Annotated in this window: 16 protein-coding genes; 5 read left to right on the top strand and 11 right to left on the bottom strand. The window is 72.6% G+C overall.

Features of this window, described 5'->3' with window-relative positions:
- Window positions 1-4: 4 nt before the first annotated feature.
- The 4 genes from KME75_RS16980 to KME75_RS16965 form a co-directional block, all read right to left on the bottom strand.
- Entirely contained in the window at window positions 5-2,860 is a 2,856-nt protein-coding gene (locus KME75_RS16980) for an FAD-binding and (Fe-S)-binding domain-containing protein (RefSeq protein WP_308282845.1), read from the bottom strand.
- 158 nt (window positions 2,861-3,018) lie between these two features.
- Complete coding sequence (locus tag KME75_RS16975) at window positions 3,019-3,849, bottom strand: DUF6282 family protein (protein WP_219415806.1); 831 nt, start codon at window positions 3,847-3,849, stop codon at window positions 3,019-3,021.
- A gap of 65 nt (window positions 3,850-3,914) precedes the next feature.
- Window positions 3,915-4,763 carry a nitrilase-related carbon-nitrogen hydrolase gene (locus KME75_RS16970; RefSeq protein WP_219415805.1) on the bottom strand — a complete coding sequence of 283 codons (849 nt, stop codon included), beginning with the start codon at window positions 4,761-4,763 and terminating at the stop codon, window positions 3,915-3,917.
- A 170-nt stretch (window positions 4,764-4,933) separates the two neighbouring features.
- Window positions 4,934-6,295 carry a dipeptidase gene (locus tag KME75_RS16965; protein WP_219415804.1) on the bottom strand — a complete coding sequence of 454 codons (1,362 nt, stop codon included), beginning with the start codon at window positions 6,293-6,295 and terminating at the stop codon, window positions 4,934-4,936.
- A 121-nt stretch (window positions 6,296-6,416) separates the two neighbouring features.
- On the opposite strand from KME75_RS16965, the gene KME75_RS16960 reads away from it, so the two are divergent.
- Window positions 6,417-8,090 carry a fatty acyl-AMP ligase gene (locus KME75_RS16960; RefSeq protein ID WP_219415803.1) on the top strand — a complete coding sequence of 558 codons (1,674 nt, stop codon included), beginning with the start codon at window positions 6,417-6,419 and terminating at the stop codon, window positions 8,088-8,090.
- 101 nt (window positions 8,091-8,191) lie between these two features.
- Here KME75_RS16960 and pth read toward each other — a convergent pair whose 3' ends face one another.
- The 4 genes from pth to glmU all read right to left on the bottom strand — a co-directional run bounded on the left by pth (window position 8,192) and on the right by glmU (window position 12,289).
- Window positions 8,192-8,773 (bottom strand): aminoacyl-tRNA hydrolase, encoded by a 582-nt coding sequence (gene pth, locus KME75_RS16955; RefSeq protein WP_219415802.1) that lies wholly within the window; start codon window positions 8,771-8,773, stop codon window positions 8,192-8,194.
- A gap of 5 nt (window positions 8,774-8,778) precedes the next feature.
- Window positions 8,779-9,408, bottom strand: a complete 630-nt coding sequence (locus KME75_RS16950) for a 50S ribosomal protein L25/general stress protein Ctc (protein WP_219415824.1) — start codon at window positions 9,406-9,408, stop codon at window positions 8,779-8,781.
- Window positions 9,409-9,787: 379 nt separating this feature from the next.
- Window positions 9,788-10,768: a ribose-phosphate diphosphokinase gene (locus KME75_RS16945; protein ID WP_219415801.1), complete on the bottom strand. Its 981-nt coding sequence runs from the start codon at window positions 10,766-10,768 to the stop codon at window positions 9,788-9,790.
- A gap of 6 nt (window positions 10,769-10,774) precedes the next feature.
- Window positions 10,775-12,289 (bottom strand): bifunctional UDP-N-acetylglucosamine diphosphorylase/glucosamine-1-phosphate N-acetyltransferase GlmU, encoded by a 1,515-nt coding sequence (glmU, locus tag KME75_RS16940; RefSeq protein WP_219415800.1) that lies wholly within the window; start codon window positions 12,287-12,289, stop codon window positions 10,775-10,777.
- 201 nt (window positions 12,290-12,490) lie between these two features.
- On the opposite strand from glmU, the gene KME75_RS16935 reads away from it, so the two are divergent.
- Together KME75_RS16935 and KME75_RS16930 are read left to right on the top strand one after the other, a co-directional pair.
- Window positions 12,491-12,964 carry a L,D-transpeptidase gene (locus KME75_RS16935; protein ID WP_219415799.1) on the top strand — a complete coding sequence of 158 codons (474 nt, stop codon included), beginning with the start codon at window positions 12,491-12,493 and terminating at the stop codon, window positions 12,962-12,964.
- A 145-nt stretch (window positions 12,965-13,109) separates the two neighbouring features.
- Window positions 13,110-13,547: an OsmC family protein gene (locus tag KME75_RS16930; protein ID WP_219415798.1), complete on the top strand. Its 438-nt coding sequence runs from the start codon at window positions 13,110-13,112 to the stop codon at window positions 13,545-13,547.
- A gap of 220 nt (window positions 13,548-13,767) precedes the next feature.
- Here the strand turns inward: KME75_RS16930 and KME75_RS16925 are convergent, their stop codons facing one another.
- The gene (locus KME75_RS16925) at window positions 13,768-14,346 is read right to left on the bottom strand and encodes a phosphotransferase (RefSeq protein ID WP_308282840.1); all 579 of its coding nucleotides are present in this window, start codon (window positions 14,344-14,346) and stop codon (window positions 13,768-13,770) included.
- Window positions 14,229-14,579, bottom strand: coding sequence for a protein kinase family protein (locus KME75_RS45945; protein ID WP_308282839.1), 351 nt, complete (start codon window positions 14,577-14,579; stop codon window positions 14,229-14,231). Before KME75_RS45945 ends, KME75_RS16925 begins: the two co-directional genes overlap by 118 nt.
- A 208-nt stretch (window positions 14,580-14,787) precedes the next feature.
- Here KME75_RS45945 and KME75_RS16920 point away from each other — a divergent pair, with 208 nt between their 5' ends.
- Both KME75_RS16920 and KME75_RS46795 read left to right on the top strand, forming a co-directional pair.
- The gene (locus KME75_RS16920) at window positions 14,788-15,717 is read left to right on the top strand and encodes a methyltransferase (RefSeq protein ID WP_246632246.1); all 930 of its coding nucleotides are present in this window, start codon (window positions 14,788-14,790) and stop codon (window positions 15,715-15,717) included.
- A gap of 226 nt (window positions 15,718-15,943) precedes the next feature.
- The gene (locus KME75_RS46795; protein ID WP_372452611.1) at window positions 15,944-16,495 is read left to right on the top strand and encodes a putative immunity protein; all 552 of its coding nucleotides are present in this window, start codon (window positions 15,944-15,946) and stop codon (window positions 16,493-16,495) included.
- Between the two features lie 107 nt (window positions 16,496-16,602).
- Here KME75_RS46795 and KME75_RS16915 read toward each other — a convergent pair.
- The coding region (locus tag KME75_RS16915) for an IS66 family transposase (protein ID WP_219415797.1) at window positions 16,603-17,040 on the bottom strand (438 nt) is incomplete at its 5' end.

Genomic DNA, 17,040 nt, shown 5'->3' with positions numbered 1-17,040 from the left:
GTCCTCAGGGTTCCTCGGGCGCTGCTGCAGTGGCAATGGGCGTTGTTCCATGTGCAACGCGCTGCCGGATCGCCATCCGCAGCACCTGGGCCAGGTGCACGGCCCGCCGCGAGGTCTCCTGCGCGATCTGGGTGCGGCAGCTGAAGCCGTCGGCCACGACGAGGGTGTCCGGCGCGGCGGCCCGCACCGCGGGCAGCAGCACCCGCTCTCCCACCGCCTTCGACACCGCGTAGTGCCCGCGTTCGAAGCCGAAGTTGCCGGCCAGGCCGCAGCAGCCGGAGTCGAGACTCCGGTTCTCCACACCGGCCCGGGCCAGCACCGCCTCGTCGGCGGCCGAGCCCAGGTCGGCGTGCTGGTGACAGTGGGTCTGCGTGATGGCCGCGCGGTGCAGGGCGGGCGGCGTCCAGTCGGGCGCCCGCCGCTGCAGGAACTCGGCGAGGGTGAACGTCTGCTCGGCGAGCCGCCGGGCCGGGTCACTGCCCGGCAGCAGCTCGACGGCGTCGGACCGCAGGGCCGCGGCACAGCTGGGTTCCAGCGCCACCACGGGCAGCCCGTCGTCGAGGTACGGGCGCAGCACCGCGTAGGTGTGGCCCAATACCCGCTTGGCCGTGTGCAGCTGGCCGGTGGTGATCCACGTCAGGGCGCAGCACACCTGCCCGGGCGGAAGGACGACGTCGAAGCCGGCGTCCTCGAGGACCTCGGTGGCATCGCGCAGGACCTCGGGGGTGAGGTAGTTGTTGAAGCTGTCCGGCCAGAGCACCACGGCCGGTCGCCCCGACGGCGGCCGTCGCCTGCGGCGGAACGCGCGGGTGAACGGGGCCGGGGCGAACGTCGGCAGGGAGCGCTCGGGCGCCACCCCGGCCACCCGCTTGAGCACCGACCCTAACCCTGGCGCACGCCCTGCCGCATTGACGAGGCCGGGGGCGAGGGCCGCGAGCCGGGACCACAGCGGCAGCCAGCCCATCGAGTAGTGCGACGCCGGACGCAGCCTGCCCGCGTAGTGGTGGGAGAGGAACTCGGACTTGTAGGTGGCCATGTCCACGTCCACCGGGCAGTCGCTCTTGCAGCCCTTGCAGGACAGGCACAGGTCGAGGGCGTCGCGTACCTCGGTGGAGCGCCAGCCGTCGGTGATCGTCTCGCCGCGCAGCATCTCGGCGAGCAGGTGGGCACGACCACGGGTGGAGTGCTCCTCCGCGCCGGTCACGGCGTAGCTGGGGCACATCACCCCGCTCGGCTCCTTCACCACGCACTTCCCGACGCCGACGCAGCGCCGGGCGGCCTGGTCGAGGCTGCCGCCGTCGTGCGGGAAGGAGAAGACGGTCCGGCGTTGCTGCGGCCGGTGGAAGCGCAGGTCGGCGTCCAGCGGTTCCGGGGCCACGACCTTCCCGGGGTTCATCAGCCCGTCCGGATCCCAGATCGCCTTGAACTCACCGAACGCGCGGATGATCGGTGCGCTGTACATCCGCGGCAGCAGCTCCGCGCGGGCGCGGCCGTCCCCGTGTTCACCGGACAGGGACCCGCCGTGGGCGACCACGAGGTCGGCGGCCTGCTCGAGGAACGCGCGGAAGCCCGCCCGTCCCGGATCGGTGATCAGGTCGAAGTCGACGCGCACGTGCAGGCAGCCCTCGCCGAAGTGCCCGTAGACCACCCCGCCCCGGTCGTGCCGGCGCATCAGGGTCGAGAAGTCCGCCAGGTACTCGCCCAGCCGCTCGGGCGGGACCGCCGCGTCCTCCCAGCCGGGCCACGCCTCGGCGCCGTTGGCCAACCGCGTCGCGAGCCCGGCACCTTCCTCGCGGATCCGCCAGACGGCACGCCGCTCGCCGGGATCGGTCACCGCGCGGGCCGTCGCCCGGCCCTTCAGGTCGGCGGCCAGCGCGTGCGCGCGCTCGGTGGCCTCGGCGAGGGTGTCGCCGGTGAGCTCCACCAGCAGCCACGCGCCGCCGTCGGGCAGGGTGACGGGCCGGCGGCCCGCTCGGCCGGCGCCCAGTGCGAGCAGCTGCGCATCCATGCCCTCGACGGTGCCGGGGCGGTGGGGCAGGATCTGCGGGACGGCGTGAGCAGCGGCGATGGCGTCCGGAAAGCCGAGTACCAGCAGCACGGTCGCAGCGGGGAGCGGTACCAGGCGCAGCGTGGCTCCGAGCACCGTCACGCAGGTGCCTTCGGTGCCCACCAGCGACCGGGCGACGTGGAAGCCGTTCTCCGGCAGCAGCTGCTCCAGCGCGTACCCCGACACCCGGCGCGGCAGCCCGGAGAACTCCTGCCGGATCGCGGCGAGGTGCCGCGTCACCAGGTTCTGCAGCCGGGCGTGCACCTGCCCCGCGTGGTCAGGTGTGGTGGCCAGTCGGTCCACGTCCGGCCACGGTGTCGACCCGACCTGCATCCGGGTCCCGTCGGCGAGCAGGACGTCCAGCTCCTCCACGTTGTCCGCGGTCTTGCCCCAGGCCACCGAGTGCGAGCCGCACGCGTTGTTGCCGATCATGCCGCCGAGCGTGCAGCGGCTGTGGGTGGACGGGTCGGGCCCGAACCGCAGCCCGAACGGCGCTGCGGCCGCCTGCAGCTCGTCCAGCACCACGCCGGGCTCGACGCGGGCGATGCGCCGCTCGGGGTCGACGTCGAGGATCCGGGTGAGGTGCCGCGAGGTGTCCAGGACGACGCCGTTCCCGATCGCGTTGCCGGCGATCGACGTACCGCGCCCGCGGGCCGTGAGCGGTACACCGTGCCGGCGGCACGCGGCCACGACGGCGGCCACGTCCTCGGTGTCCCGCGGTGCGACGACGCCGAGCGGCACCTGCCGGTAGTTCGACGCGTCGGTGGCGAACAGGGCGCGCGCGGCCGGGTCGAACTCGACCTCGCCCCGCACGGTGTCGCGCAGCAGCCGCTCGAGCGCGGCCGCGGCGCGCTGCTTCGATGGTTGGTTCGCCAGCTCGCTCTGCTTCGATGGTTCGCTCGCCAGCTCGCTCTGCTTCGATGGTTCGCTCGCCAGCTCGCTCTGCTTCGATGGTTCGCTCGCCAGCTCGCTCACGGCACGACCAGCCGCTCGGGAATCTCGGACGCGCAGGCCAGCAGGGCCTGCCGGTCCAGCCCCTCGCCGGCCAGCGCGTCGACGAGCTGGGTCAGTGCCTGTGGGGGCGGCGGGCTGTCGGGTTGACCTGCGTCGGAGGAGAGCACCACGTTCCGGTAGCCGACCCGGCGCACGAACGCGGCGAGCCGTGCGGCGTCGCAGCCGGGCTGGTGCAGGAGCTGATAGGCCGTCACCTCGGCGAGGGCGCCGTGGACCGAGGCGAGCTCGGCGGCGTCGTCCTCCGACATGTCCGGAACGGTGTAGCTCGGGTGCGTCATGAGCAGCCGGTGCACGCCCGCGCTGCGGGCCACGGGGAGCAGCCAGGCCACCTCCGCGGTGCTCAGATGCCCGGTGGCCAGCACCGCGTCCGCCTCGGCGATCATCGCGACGATCCGCCGGACGGCCTCCTCGGTGCCCGGATCCACCGGCGGGATCGCGTAGGTCGTGTCGGACACACCGCCGTCCACGCAGCACAGGCGGGGCAGGCCCGCGGCCTGCTGGGTGTGCGCATCGGCGGTCGGCATCCAGATCATGCGGGCCCCCATGGCCAGCGCGGCCGCCACCGCGGACGGGTTGATCCCGCCCGCGTGCTGGTTGAGCACCTGGCCGCCGAAAACCTGCAGACCGGCGTCGCGGCCTGCGGCGACCGCGCGGCCCGCGGTGGCGTCGTAGTGCCCCTTCAGTACGCAGCCGGTGAAGCCGGCCTCCCGGTACCAGCGGACGATCTCGCGGTCGTCGGCGGCGCGCTCCCAGATGTCGGGTGCCGCGTGCACGTGGACGTCGAACATCCCGTCAGCGTGGAGGCGCCCGGCCGGGGGCGACAACACGAGTTGCACATGCAGCACCGGAACGCTCAGGCGTCCCCGCCCTGCTGGATCAACCGCTCGATCTCCCGGCCGATCATCCCGAGCCGGGCCTCGCCGACGAGAGGCACAGCGCGCTGCCGGCGGCGGGCCTGTCGCACGTCGACATCGACGACCGTGAGCGACTCCTCCCACATGGGGGCCTCTGCGACCACGTCCCCCGTGGGGTCGAGCACGCGGGAGCCGCCCCAGAACCGCACCCCGGCCTCCGTGCCGACGCGGTTGACGAACACCACCCAGCACTGCTGCATGCGCGCGGTGTAGCTCAGGAGCTGTTCCCAGTAGTGCACGGTGTCGAGCGACTGCGGTTCGGTCCGCCCGGGGTCGGCGGCCGTGGCACTGTTGGCCACCACCAGCAGCAGTTCGGCGCCGTCCTGGGTGGCCAGCCACGGCACCACCGGCTGCCAGGCGTCGTTGCAGACGAGCGTGGCCAGCCGCCCGAAGCGGGTGTCGTAGGCACGTAGCGCCTGCCCGGGGCTGACGTGCTTGCGCTCCTCCCACATCAGGTAGGTCGGCAGGTACAGCTTGCGGTGCAGGTGCAGAACGCTTCCGGCGGACAGGTACGCCGCCGCGTTGTAGGTGCGGGACCCGCCGTCCTCGTGGAAGCCCATCACCACGTCGGTGCCCGACTCCGACAGCTTGAGCAGCCGGACGTCGTTCGCCGGGATCGAGCGGTCCTCACCCACCTGCCCCAGCGCGTACCCGTGCAGCGCCAGCTCCGGGAAGACCACCAGGTCCGCCTGCTGGTCGGCGGCCGCCTGCACGTGGCCCGTGGCACGGCCGAGGTTCGCCTCGGGGTCACCGAGGGCGCAGTCCACCTGCGCGAGGGCAATGCGCATCGTTCACTCCTGGTCGCCTGTGGGGAGTGCCGCGGAGACCGAATGTCCTCCCGTCGGCACGAGGAGACTGCGTACGGCACCGCCGGGCGCCCCCGCAACGACCCGTGCGTATATGGCAACGCACCCCGGGCCGGCCGTCGGGGCGAATGGCGACGAGCGTCAGCGCGCCCTCACGGTGCGAGCTCGTCCAGCAGCAGCGCCTCGGCCAGCACCGCGCTCCGGAACATGCCCAGGTGCAGGCTCTCGTCGATGCCGTGCCAGCGGCTGGCCGGGTCGCCCACGCCGGTGACCAGGACGGTGGCGCCGGGGAACGTGCGGGCGAACTCGGCGATGAACGGGATCGACCCGCCGATGCCCGTCTCGACCGCGGCGTTGCCGTAGGCCTCGGAGAACGACCGCCGCGCCGCGTCGTAGACGTCGCCGGTGGTGTCGAGGGTGAACGGCTCGGCCATCCCGAACCGGGAGCCGACCGCCACCTGCGCACCCCACGGGACGTTCGCCTTCAGGTGCTCGGCCAGCGCCTCGCGGGCCTTCGTGGCGTCGTCACCGGGGGCCAGGCGCAGGCTCACCATCGCGCGGGCGCGCGGGAGCAGCACGTTCGACGCCTCGTCCACGCGAGGCGCGTCGATGCCCAGCACGGCGACCGCGGGCTTCGCCCACGAGCGCTCGGGAATGGTGCCGCTGCCGATCAGGTCGACGCCGTCGAGCAGGCCGACGTCGGAGCGGAAGGTGGCCTCGTCGATCTCGGGGGCGTCCGAGCTGCCGTGCACCAGGCCGGGGACGGCGACGTCGCCGTTGTCGTCGTGCAGGGTGGCGAGCGCGCGGCACAGGGCGGTGAGGGCATCGCCCACGGGGCCGCCGTACACGCCCGAGTGCACCGGGCGCTCCAGCATCGCCACCTCGACGGTGAGGTCCACGAGCCCGCGCAGCGACGTGGTGAGCGCGGGGACGTCGACGGCCGGGTTGGACGCGTCGGCGATCACGATCACGTCGCAGCTGAGCAGGGTGTGGTGCTCGCGCAGCAGCGCCGGGAGCGTCGGCGAGCCGGACTCCTCCTCGCCCTCGATGAACAGGGTGACGCCGACGGGCGGACGGCCGTCGTAGGTGCGGAGCACGGCGAGGTGCGTCATCACGCCGGCCTTGTCGTCGGCGGCCCCGCGTCCGTAGAGGCGTCCGTCGCGCTCGGTGGGCTCGAACGGCGGGCTCGTCCAGAACTCGTCGCCGCCGGTGGGCTGCACGTCGTGGTGGGCGTACAGCAGCACGGTGGGGGCGCCGTCGGGTGCGGGCCAGCGCGCGACGACCGCGGGTGCGCCGCCGTCGGCCGAGATGATCGTGACGTCGGCGGCGCCGGCGTCCCTGGCCAGCTCGGCGACCGCCTCGGCGCTGCGGTGGGTGTCCTCGGCCCTGGCCGGGTCGGCCCAGACGCTCGGGATGCGGACGAGCCGCTCCAGGTCGGCGCGGGCGCCGGGCAGGACGCGGTCGACGGCGGCGGTGATCGGGCTGGCCGGCACGGCCTCACGCTGGTCGGACACGCCCCGATGCTAACCGTCGCGCCGATGCCCGCCGGCCGGCACGGAACGACGCCCGGTTCGCGGCGCGATGACCGGTTCCCGCCGACGGGTCGGCGCGGCCGGGAGACCGTAGGCTCCGACCATGTCCCGGTTCCTGGCGATGCTGCTGGACTCCGCCGCCCGTTCCGCCCGCGCCATGACCACCGGCGAGCCGAAGGCGCCCGTCCGCCGCACCTGGCCGGAGGTGCACGCGATCGCGCGCCGCATGGCCGCCGCACTGCGGGCAGCCAGCGCCGACGTCCCCGCGGTGGAGCGCGGCGCGGCCGTCGCGGTGCTGGCGGGCGAGCCCGCGTCGATCGCGCCTGCGGCGCAGGCGGTGTGGCTCACGGGCGGCAGCGTCACGATGCTGCACCAGCCCACCCCGCGCACCGACCTCGCGGCATGGGCCGAGGACACCGTCACCGTCCTGCGGATGATCGACGCCCGGCTCGTGCTGCTCGGCCCGCCGTTCGACGCGCTCGCCCCGGTGCTCACCGAACGCGGCATCGCGTTCCGCACGATCGACGCGCTCGACGACGGCGGCGACGGCATCGAGCCGGACGCGGGAGTCGCCGACGAGGACGACACCGCCCTCCTGCAGCTCACCAGCGGCTCGACGGCCGAGCCCAAGGCCGTGCGGATCACCCACCGCAACCTCTACGCGAACATCTCGGGGATGGTCGAGGCGTCCGCGCTGGACGTCGAGCGGGACGTGATGGTGTCGTGGCTCCCGCTGTTCCACGACATGGGGATGGTCGGGTTCATGACGGTCCCGATGGCCACCGGCCTGGACCTGGTGACGGTCACCCCGGTCGACTTCCTCACCCGCCCGCTGCTGTGGGCCGAGCTGATCTCGAAGTACCGGGGCACCGTCACCGCGGCGCCGAACTTCGCCTACGCCGTTCTCGGCCGTCAGCTGGCCAGGGCGGAGGAGGGCACGCTCGACCTGTCCTCGCTGCGGCTCGCCCTCAACGGCGCCGAGCCGATCGACCCGGAGGCCGTGGAGGCGTTCACCGCGGCCGGTGCCCGCTTCGGGCTGCGTCCGGAGTCGGTGCTCGCGGCGTACGGGATGGCGGAGACGGCGCTCGGGGTGTCGTTCGCGCCGATCGACACCGGCCTGCAGGTCGACCGCATCGACGCCGACCAGCTCGAGTCGCACCGCAGGGCCGTCCCGGCGGCGGACGGGGCGACGCGCCGCTTCCCGAAGCTCGGCGCCCCGCTGCGCGGCATCGAGGCCCGCGTGGTCGGCGACGACGGCAGCGTGCTCGGGGAGCGGGAGGTCGGGGTGCTGCAGCTGCGCGGGGAGTCGGTGACCCCCGGCTACCTCACGGTCGACGGCCCGGTCGCCACGCAGGACGCCGACGGGTGGCTCGACACCGGCGACGAGGGCTACCTCGCCGACGGCGCCGTCGTCGTCTGCGGGCGGCGCAAGGACGTGATCATCATGGGCGGCCGCAACATCTACCCGACCGACATCGAGCGCGCGGCGGCCGCCGCCGACGACGTGCGCGCGGGCAACGCGGTCGCCGTCCGGATGCTCGCGGGCACCGAGGGCGGCCGGCACCGGGAGTCGTTCGCGGTGGCCGTCGAGTCACGGAAGGCGGGCGACCCCGAGGCCGAGCAGCTGATCCGCAAGGACGTCACCGGACGGGTTGTGTCGGCGGTGGGCGTGCGCCCGGCCGAGGTCGTGGTGCTCGGCCCGGGCAGCCTGCCGAAGACCCCGTCGGGAAAGCTCCGCCGCGCCGCGACGGGCGACCTGCTGAGAGCGCGAGTCTGAGGGGCCCCGCCCCGGCCCCGCCCCGAGTTGACAGCAAGGTGGCGATACTGCCACTGGGTGACAGCATTGCCACCTTGCTGGCACCGGGCCGGGGCGCAGTGTCAGCCGGAGAGCGCGTGGAACTTGTTCTGCGCCGGCTCCAGGCCGTCCTGCAGCAACGCCTCGACGGCGTCCGCCGCCAGGTCGACGGCGAAGTCGAGCTCCTTCTTCTCCGCGCCCGAGAACCGCTTCAGCACGAAGTCGGCGGGGTCCTGGCGGCCCGGCGGCCGGCCGATGCCGAACCGCACGCGCAGGTACCCGCGGGTGCCGATCGAGGAGCTGATCGAGCGCAGCCCGTTGTGGCCGCCCTCCCCGCCGCCGCGCTTGAGCCGGATCACGCCGAAGCCGAGGTCCAGGTCGTCGTGCACGACGATCAGGTCCTCGGTCGGCACCGAGAAGTACTTGGCCAGGCCCGCGACCGGCCCGCCGGACACGTTCATGTACGTGCGCGGCTTGCCGAGCACCACCCGGCGCCCGGCGATCCGGCCCTCGAACACGTCGGCGTTCGAACGGTGCTTGGAGAACCGTCCGCCGCCCGCGCGCTCCGCGAGCAGCTCGACGACCTGGAACCCGACGTTGTGCCGGGTCTCGGCGTAGCCGGAACCCGGATTCCCGAGTCCGATCACCAGCGCTGGGCCCGGCACCGTCGTCACTCCTCGGTGGACTCGGGGGTCTGCGGCGCGTCCTCGACCACACCGGCGGCCTCGGCGTCGACCTCGGCCTCCATCTGGGCCTCGGTGGGCGACGCGACCACGTTGACGACGAGCGCCCCGGGGTCGGTGCGGAGCTCGGCACCGGCCGGCAGCTGCACGTCCGAGGCGTGGATCTGGGTGCCGACCTCGGCGCCCTCGACCGACACCTCGATGAACTCGGGGATGCTCGACACGTCGGCCTCGACCTCGAGCGTGTTGATCTCCTGGGTGACCAGGGTGCCGGGTGCCGCGTCGCCGACGATGTGCAGGGCGACCTCGACCGCCACCTTCTCGCCGCGCGAGATCACCAGCAGGTCGACGTGCTCGATGTACGGCCGGATCGGGTGCGTGACGACTGTCTTGGTCAGCGCCAGCTGCGGCTTGCCGTCGATGTTCAGGGTGAGCACGGCGTTGCGGCCCTGCTCCCGGACGACCCGGGCGAACTCCAGCGACGGGAGCGACAGGTGCTGCGGGTCGGTGCCGTGCCCGTAGAGCACGGCGGGGATCTTGCCAGCGCGACGGGTGCGGCGGGCGGCGCCCTTGCCGAACTCCGTGCGGGTCTCGGCGTCGATACGGGCCTCGGCCACGGTGGTCTCCTCGATCGGATGCTGCGGTGGAAGAACGCGCGCGGCGAGGCAGCCGACCGGCAGGGCCGGGACTGCGTCGATCACGGCGGGCTAGAGTGCACCCGCCCTCGCCGCGGAACTGTCATCGACGATACTCGACGGCTCTGACACGGCCGCCGGCCGGGTCCGAGGTCCGCCGGCGGGGGCGACTCGCCGGTCGATTCCGGGCGACTCGCCTGTCGAGAACGGGCGACTCACCCGCGGAAAACGGGCGACTCACCCGCGGAAAACGGGCGACTCGCGGAGGTGTCCCGCGAGTCGCCCGTTCCAGCCACGCGAGTCGCCCGTTCCAGCCGGGCGAGTCGCCCGTTCCGGCCGGGCGAGTCGCCCGCCTCCGCGCTCAGGCGTTGCCGTCGAACAGGCTCGTCACCGAGCCGTCGTCGAAGACCTCGTGGATGGCCCTGGCGAGCAGCGGGGCGATGGAGAGCACCGACATGGTCGGGAACCGCTTCTCGTCGGGGATCGGGAGGGTGTCGGTGAAGATCACCTCGCGGGCCCCGCAGTTCGCGAGCCGGTCGCTCGCCGGCCCGGACAGGACGCCGTGGGTGGCGGCGACGACCACGTCCTTGGCGCCCTCCTTGAGCAGCACCTCGGCGGTCTTGGCCACCGTGCCGCCGGTGTCGATCATGTCGTCGATGACGACGCACAGCCTGCCGTCGACCTCACCGACGACGCGGTTGGCCACGGCCTCGTTCGGCCTGTGCGGGTCGCGGGTCTTGTGGATGAACGCCAGGGGTGTGCCGCCGAGCGTCTCCGCCCACCGCTCGGCGAGCCGGACGCGTCCCGAGTCGGGGGAGACCACGGCGAGCGGCTCGTCCGCGTAGGTGCGCTTGATGTGCTCGGCCAGCACGGGGAGTGCGAACAGGTGGTCGACGGGGCCGTCGAAGAAGCCCTGGATCTGGGCGGTGTGCAGGTCGACAGTCATGATCCGGTCGGCGCCCGCGACCTTGAACATGTCCGCGACGAGCCGCGCCGAGATCGGCTCGCGGCCGCGGTGCTTCTTGTCCTGGCGGGCGTAGCCCCAGAACGGCATGACGACCGTGATCCGTTTGGCCGACGCGCGCTTGAGCGCGTCGACCATGATCAGCTGCTCCATGATCTGGTCGTTGATCGGCGCGGAGTGCGACTGCAGCACGAACGCGTCGCAGCCGCGCACCGACTCCTCGAACCGGACGAAGATCTCCCCGTTCGCGAACGAGTACGCCGACTGGGGAGTGATGGTCACGTCGAGGTGCTTGGCCACCTGCTCGGCCAGCTCCGGATGCGCCCGCCCCGAGAAGAGCATCAGGTTCTTCTTGGGGGTCGCCGATATCGCGCTCACCGTGCTTCAGCCTCCATGACCGTTGTTCGCCCCGGGACCGTCGGGTGCGGCCGTCGCCCGTGCGGCGGCCTCGGCGGCCGGGGTACCGGGCCGCTTCTTCTCGACCCACCCCTCGATGTTGCGCTGTGACCCGGCCGACACGGCCAGCGCCCCCGGCGGAACGTCGTCCCTGATCACCGCGCCCGCGCCCGTGTAGGCGCCGTCGCCGACCTGCACCGGGGCGACGAACGTGTTGTCCGAACCGGTCCTGACGTGGGAACCGACGACGGTGCGGTGCTTGGACACCCCGTCGTAGTTGACGAACACCGAGGACGCCCCGATGTTGCTGTGCTCGCCGATCGTGGCGTCGCCCACGTAGGTGAGATGCGGCACCTTGGTGCCCGCGCCGATCTCGGAGTTCTTCACCTCGACGAAGGTGCCGATCTTGCCGCGCTCGCCGAGCCGGGTGCCCGGGCGGAGGAAGGCGAAGGGCCCCACGGAGGCGCCGGCGGCGATCGTCGCCTCGCTGCCGTGGGTGCGCACGACCGTGGCGCCCGCGCCGATCTCGCACGCGGTGAGGGTGGTGTCGGGGCCGATCCCGGCGCCGCCCGCCACCGCCGTGGCGCCGTGCAGTTGCGTGTTGGGGTGCAGCACGACGTCGGGCTCGAGGTGGACCTGGACGTCCACCCACGTCGTGGCCGGGTCGACGACGGTAACGCCGGCGAGCATCCAGCGGTGCAGCAGCCGCCGGTTGAGCTCGGCGCGGGTGGCGGCGAGCTGGACGCGGTCGTTGACGCCGCGCACCTGCCAGTCGTCCGCGCAGCGCACGGCCCGCGCCTCGGCGCCGTCGTCGTGGGCGATCTTGACCAGATCGGTGAGGTAGAGCTCGTGCTGGCTGTTCTCGGCGCGCAGCCTGCCGATCGCCGCGCGCAGGAACGCGCCGTCGAACGCGTAGACCCCCGAGTTCACCTCGTGCAGCGCCCGCTGCTCGGGGGTGGCGTCGGCCTCCTCGACGATGCGCGTCACGGTGCCGTCGGACTCGCGCAGCACCCGGCCATAGCCGGTGGCGTCGGCCAGCTCGGTGGTGAGCAGCGTGAGCGCGGCCCGCGTCTCGACGTGCTCGGCGAGCAGCGCGGAGAGGGTGTCGGGCTCGAGCAGCGGGACGTCGCCGTAGCTGACCAGCACGGGCCCGTCGAGATCCGCGGGCAGGGCCTCCAGCGCGCACTGCACGGCGTGGCCCGTGCCCAGGCGCTGCTCCTGCACGGCGGTGAGCACCGGCCGGGCGAGCTCGTCACCGATCGTGGCGACGGCGTCGCGCACCTGGTCCCGACCGTGTCCGACGACCACGACGAGGTGCTCCGGCTCCAGCGCCGCGGCGGCGTGGACGGCGTGGCCCAGGAGGCTGCGCCCGCCGATGGGGTGCAGCACCTTCGGCACCGCCGAGCGCATCCGGGTGCCTTCACCCGCCGCGAGGACGATGGCGGCGGCCGGGCGGTCGGACGCCGCACCTGCGGCGCGTCCGGGCCCGTGACGGTCGAGCATGGAGCCCCACTCCTCGGTTCTTCTGCTCGCGGTCGGCACGGCCCACCGTCGACGAGGCCGGGCCGGTCCCGGCGTCGGGACGGGGAAATCGTACGGGGTGCGGGGGGAGTGCACCGACGGCGCCGTAACCCCACACGGGTGCCCGTCGTTGTCGGGCCGGACACCCAGCGTGTCCGTTCGGATACAGCTCGAAGGATGTCGATGGGCAAGCACAGCAGGACGGCGCGCCCGCGGGTGCGCATGGCGCTGGCAGCGGGGATCGCGGGCATCGGCGCCATGGCGTCGGTCGGCACCGCGCATGCGCAGGGCCCGGCCATGGTAGAGGGCACCCCGTGCACGGCGGTCGCGAGGGCGTGTGTGGACCTGGCCGCCGGCACGGCATGGCTCGTCGACAACGGCAAGATCGCGCGGGGTCCGGTGCCGATCAGCTCGGGCGGGCCGGGCAACGAGACGCCGCGGGGGGACTTCCGCGTCGAGTGGAAGAACGTGAACCACCGAAGCGCGGAGTTCGACAACGCCCCCATGCCCTTCTCGGTGTTCTTCGCGCAGGGCGGGATCGCGTTCCACGAGGGCAGGCTGGACACGCCGTCGGCGGGCTGTGTCCGGCTCGCCCGCGCGGACGCGATCGCGTTCTTCGACTTCCTCGCGGTCGACGACCCCGTCCAGGTGCGCTGAGCGGAGGTTGCGGAGCGAGCATCAGCGCTGACGACCGCTCACCGTGAACCGACCGCCGGTCATCTCAAGATTCGCGCGGATTCGATCGGTCGCGGCGTCGGACGGGTTGTCAGGGAGGAACGACCGCGATTCGTCTGGAGGCGTCATGCCCACTCGTACCTCACGCACGGCCTGGAACGGCACTCTCGAGCAGGGCTCCGGCCAGGTCGAGCTGACCAGCAGCGGCGTCGGCACCTACGACGTGAGCTTCCCGAAGCGCGCTGCCGACGAGGCGGGCGGTACGACCAGCCCGGAGGAGCACATCGCGGCGGCGCACTCGTCCTGCTACGCGATGCAGCTGTCGGCGTTCATCGCTCAGGCCGGTGGCACGCCGCAGTCGCTCGACGTGACGGCCGACGTCACGCTGGGCCCGGACCCGGACGGCGGGTTCGCGATCTCGGACATCAAGCTGACCGTGCGCGGTGAGGTCGAGGGACTCGACGCGGACGGGTTCCAGAAGGCCGCGCAGGCGGCGAAGGACGGTTGCCCGGTCAGCAAGGCGCTGGCTGGCACCACGATCACCCTGGACGCCGCCCTCGACTGAGCGGCGGGCCCCGCGCGATCGCAGAGGAGACTCGAGGAGTGGGCATGAGGTGCACCGGCAACGGGCGGCCGCCCGAGCCGCCGCCGCGACCGAACGGTCGCTGACGACCGACCACCGGGGTGGTTCCGCAAGAGCGGGACCACCCCGGTGGCGTGTTCGGGGCATGTTCCGGCGAAACTCGTAGCGCCGGGGTAGCGCGCGCCGCACTCGCCGGCCGTCCTCACGCCATGTCGTACAGCAGCCGGTAGTAGGCGATGCGCTCCCGGTCGGGGGCGACGCCGTAGCCGTCGTACACCACCTGGTCGTACCCCGGGCCGTAGTCCCACTCGGAGCTCCACGCCGCGACGGCGAGGTCGGCCCACCGGTCGGCCACCCCGAGCGTCCCCAGGTCGACGTGCGCGGCGAACGTGCCGTCGTCGTGCAGGAGCGTGTTCGGGACGCACGCGTCGCCGTGGCAGACGACGAGCCGGTCGATCGGCGGCGGGTCGCCGATCCGCGCCCGGGCCTCCGCGAGCCCGAGGTGCCGGTGTTCGGGGAACCGGTCGGCCGGTCCTTCGCCATCGGCGATGCGCTCGTCGGCGCGGACGAGCCGGCGCTCGACGCTCCAGTCGAAGGGGCAGCCCTCGACGGGCAGTGCGTCGTGGAGCAGTCGCAGCCCGCGGCCGATAGCGGCGGCCGCGGTCACCGGGTCGGCGAGCCACCGCGCGTCCACGGCCGAGCGGCCGGGCACCGCCGCGGTGACCAGCCAGGCGCCGTCGCCGTCCAGGCCGTGTTCGAGGACGGGCGGGACGGGACCCACTGCTGTGCCCAGTCCAGCCGCTCCGCCTCGCCCGGCAGGTCGATCTCCGGGGTGCCCGCGGCGACCCACTTGACGTACCGCGTGCCGTCGTGCCCGCCGTCGAGGCGGAACGTGAGCCCGCCGAGCTCGTTGCGCCACACCGGCGTGATCCGAGAGCCGCCGGCGAGTCCCCGGACGGCGTCGGGGACGGGGACGGGGCCGGTCGGATCCTCGGCGACGACGGGACGGCCCACCCGGAGATGATCGCGGAGGAGTGCCCGCGCTGCGCGGCATTTCGCCGTGCGGACGGTTCGCGCGACGCCCGTCGGCACTGTCGTCCCACCGAGCCGGCCCTGCGCGTCAGCCCTGCGCGTCGGTCCCCCGCGAAACCGGGTGCAGGCGGTCGCCGGGCTGCCTAGGGTCACGGCCCGCCACCCTCCGACGGACAGGACGATGAGCAAGATGACCACCACCGACGTTCGCATCCGCCGGGCCATGGCGAACTCGACGAAGGGTGAGGTGGCCCGGACGACCCTGCCGGCATGGGTGCGGGAACTCGATCTCGACGCCCTCGACGACGTCCTGGGCTGGCGCGACCCGAAGGCGCCGGAGCGCGGCGTCCTGCTCCTCCCCCACGAAAGCGGGCTCGTGGGGATCGCGCTGCGGGCCGGTGAGCGCGCGGTCCGGACCGCAGCGATGTGTGCACTGTGCCGCACCATCACCACAGGTACTCCCGGCTACGGGCAGCGGTACGGGCGCGATTTCTGGGCGGACCTCGACGCCAGACCGGAGTTGCGGCGCTCGTTCGACGCCCAGATGAATTGGCGGTTCCGGGTGCAAGCGACGGAGATCGCTGAACGCTTCGACTGGAGCCGCTTCTCCGAGATACTCGACGTCGGCGGGGGTGATGGGACCGTGCTCGCAGCGATCCTGCGCGCCCATCCCGATCTTCGCGGACGGGTCCTGGACCTGTCCCCGACGACTACCGCTGCTACCGACAGGTTCGCGGCAGCCGGACTCGATGATCGGGCCGGCGCCGTCTCCGGCAGCTTCTTCAACCCTCTGCCCGTGGGGGCCGACGCCTATCTTCTGTCCGACATCCTGCACGACTGGGACGACGACCACGCCAGAAAGATTCTCACTGGGTGTCGTCGGGCCGCCGCATCGGACGGCACCGTGGTGGTGATCGAGCCGGTGCGGGGGCAGGGGGCCGACACCGCGATGGACCTGTTCATGCTGATGTGCTTCGGCGGCCGAGAACGGACGGTCGACGAGCTGGCCAAGCTAGCCGCCGACTGCGGCCTCATGCTCCACGGCTCGGGCCCAGTTGCTGACGGGCGGACGGTGCTGGAGTTCGGAGTCGCACCCCACATGGTGGACGAACCCGGCTGAGGAACGTGGGCGCCATCCCGGCCGACCTGCTGCTCCGCCGCCAGGATTCGAACCTGGACCATCGGAACCAAAATCGTGCTGGTCGTGTAGCTGGCCGTATTGGCCAGGCTGGGACCAGCGACGACTGGTGCGGAGACGTGCGGCGCGTTGTCCTCAGACGGCGAAAGCGTCGTCGTTGCGGTGGGCGCAAACGATAATCGAAGAATACCGACGCCTCGAGGTGCAGATGGCATCCCGTTCCGTCTTGAACCTATGGCTCGGTGTGGTCGGCGGAGTCAATCCGAAACCTCCTCCGATCTCGCCTACTGAACCACGACTTCAACGGCACGTCCCTACCTGTCGTCACCACTCGATTCGAGCCATCGCCGGTTCGGCAACTCAAAGATGGTCGGGCGAGTTCCGACGCCTCGGCAACCTCCATGCGTCCAGTCTGAGAGGGTGGGGGCATGGGGAACGAACCTGGCGGCAGCATCACCCTGACGACCGGAGGCCACGTGCAGCTGTCGAAGCGGCGTGGACTTTCGTCGGCGGTGCCAACCGAACGAAGTTGCAGCGTGTCACGTCCTTGGATGCACACAGAGCCGCCAAAGAGGCGACCACCGAAGCCGCGAAGCATGCGGCGCACGCCGCCGGTGACGCTGCTTCCGCCGCGTACCTCCACCCACCCGCGGTGCAGGGATGGAGGTCCAGCACCGCCGCAGCGTTGCAGGTCGGCCACATTTGCGTGCCGCTGCGCACGCGGCACGTGCGGCCGAATTGTCTGCCGACGGCGATTTAAGTGTGGGAGACCAGCGCATCGAGCAGTAAACATTCAGCGGTGTGGTGGCATGGCGTGATCGCCGGTCGGCCGTTCGGCCTCCGGTGCGCTCGGCTCGGTGTCCGTGGTCAGGTGGGCGCGGGTAGTGCCGGCATCCAGGGGTGGCCGGTGAGCGCGTCGCGTAGGACGGTGATGGCGTTCAGGCCGTTTTTGGCCGCACTGGAGACGTAGCCGCGGATGGTGTAGCGGTCTTTGGTGCGTTTCTCGCTGGTCAGCCGTCCGGACACGTTCTGCTGGACCTTGCTGGGCCGTAGATCGCGTTCGGCCTGGTTGGAGGTGGGCGGCACCTTGAGGTCGTGGGCGAAGCGCAGGACGTCGGCCTGGCGGTCGCGCAGGACTTCCAGCAGCGTGCGGGCCTTGTTTTCGCCGGGTCGGTTGCCGCGGGAGGTGGTCTCGGACAGCCCGACCAGCACCCCGTTGCGGAACCGGGTGATCAGCGGCTCGCGGGTGTCGGGGTCGATGGTGTCGTGGCCGCGCTCGCGGGCGAGGTTGGCCTGGTGGATCAG

This window comes from Pseudonocardia nigra, from assembly GCF_019396355.1.
Taxonomy (GTDB): domain Bacteria; phylum Actinomycetota; class Actinomycetes; order Mycobacteriales; family Pseudonocardiaceae; genus Pseudonocardia; species Pseudonocardia nigra.
The sequence above is the reverse complement of the archived record's forward strand: the minus strand, read 5'-3'. Positions and strand labels throughout refer to the sequence as shown.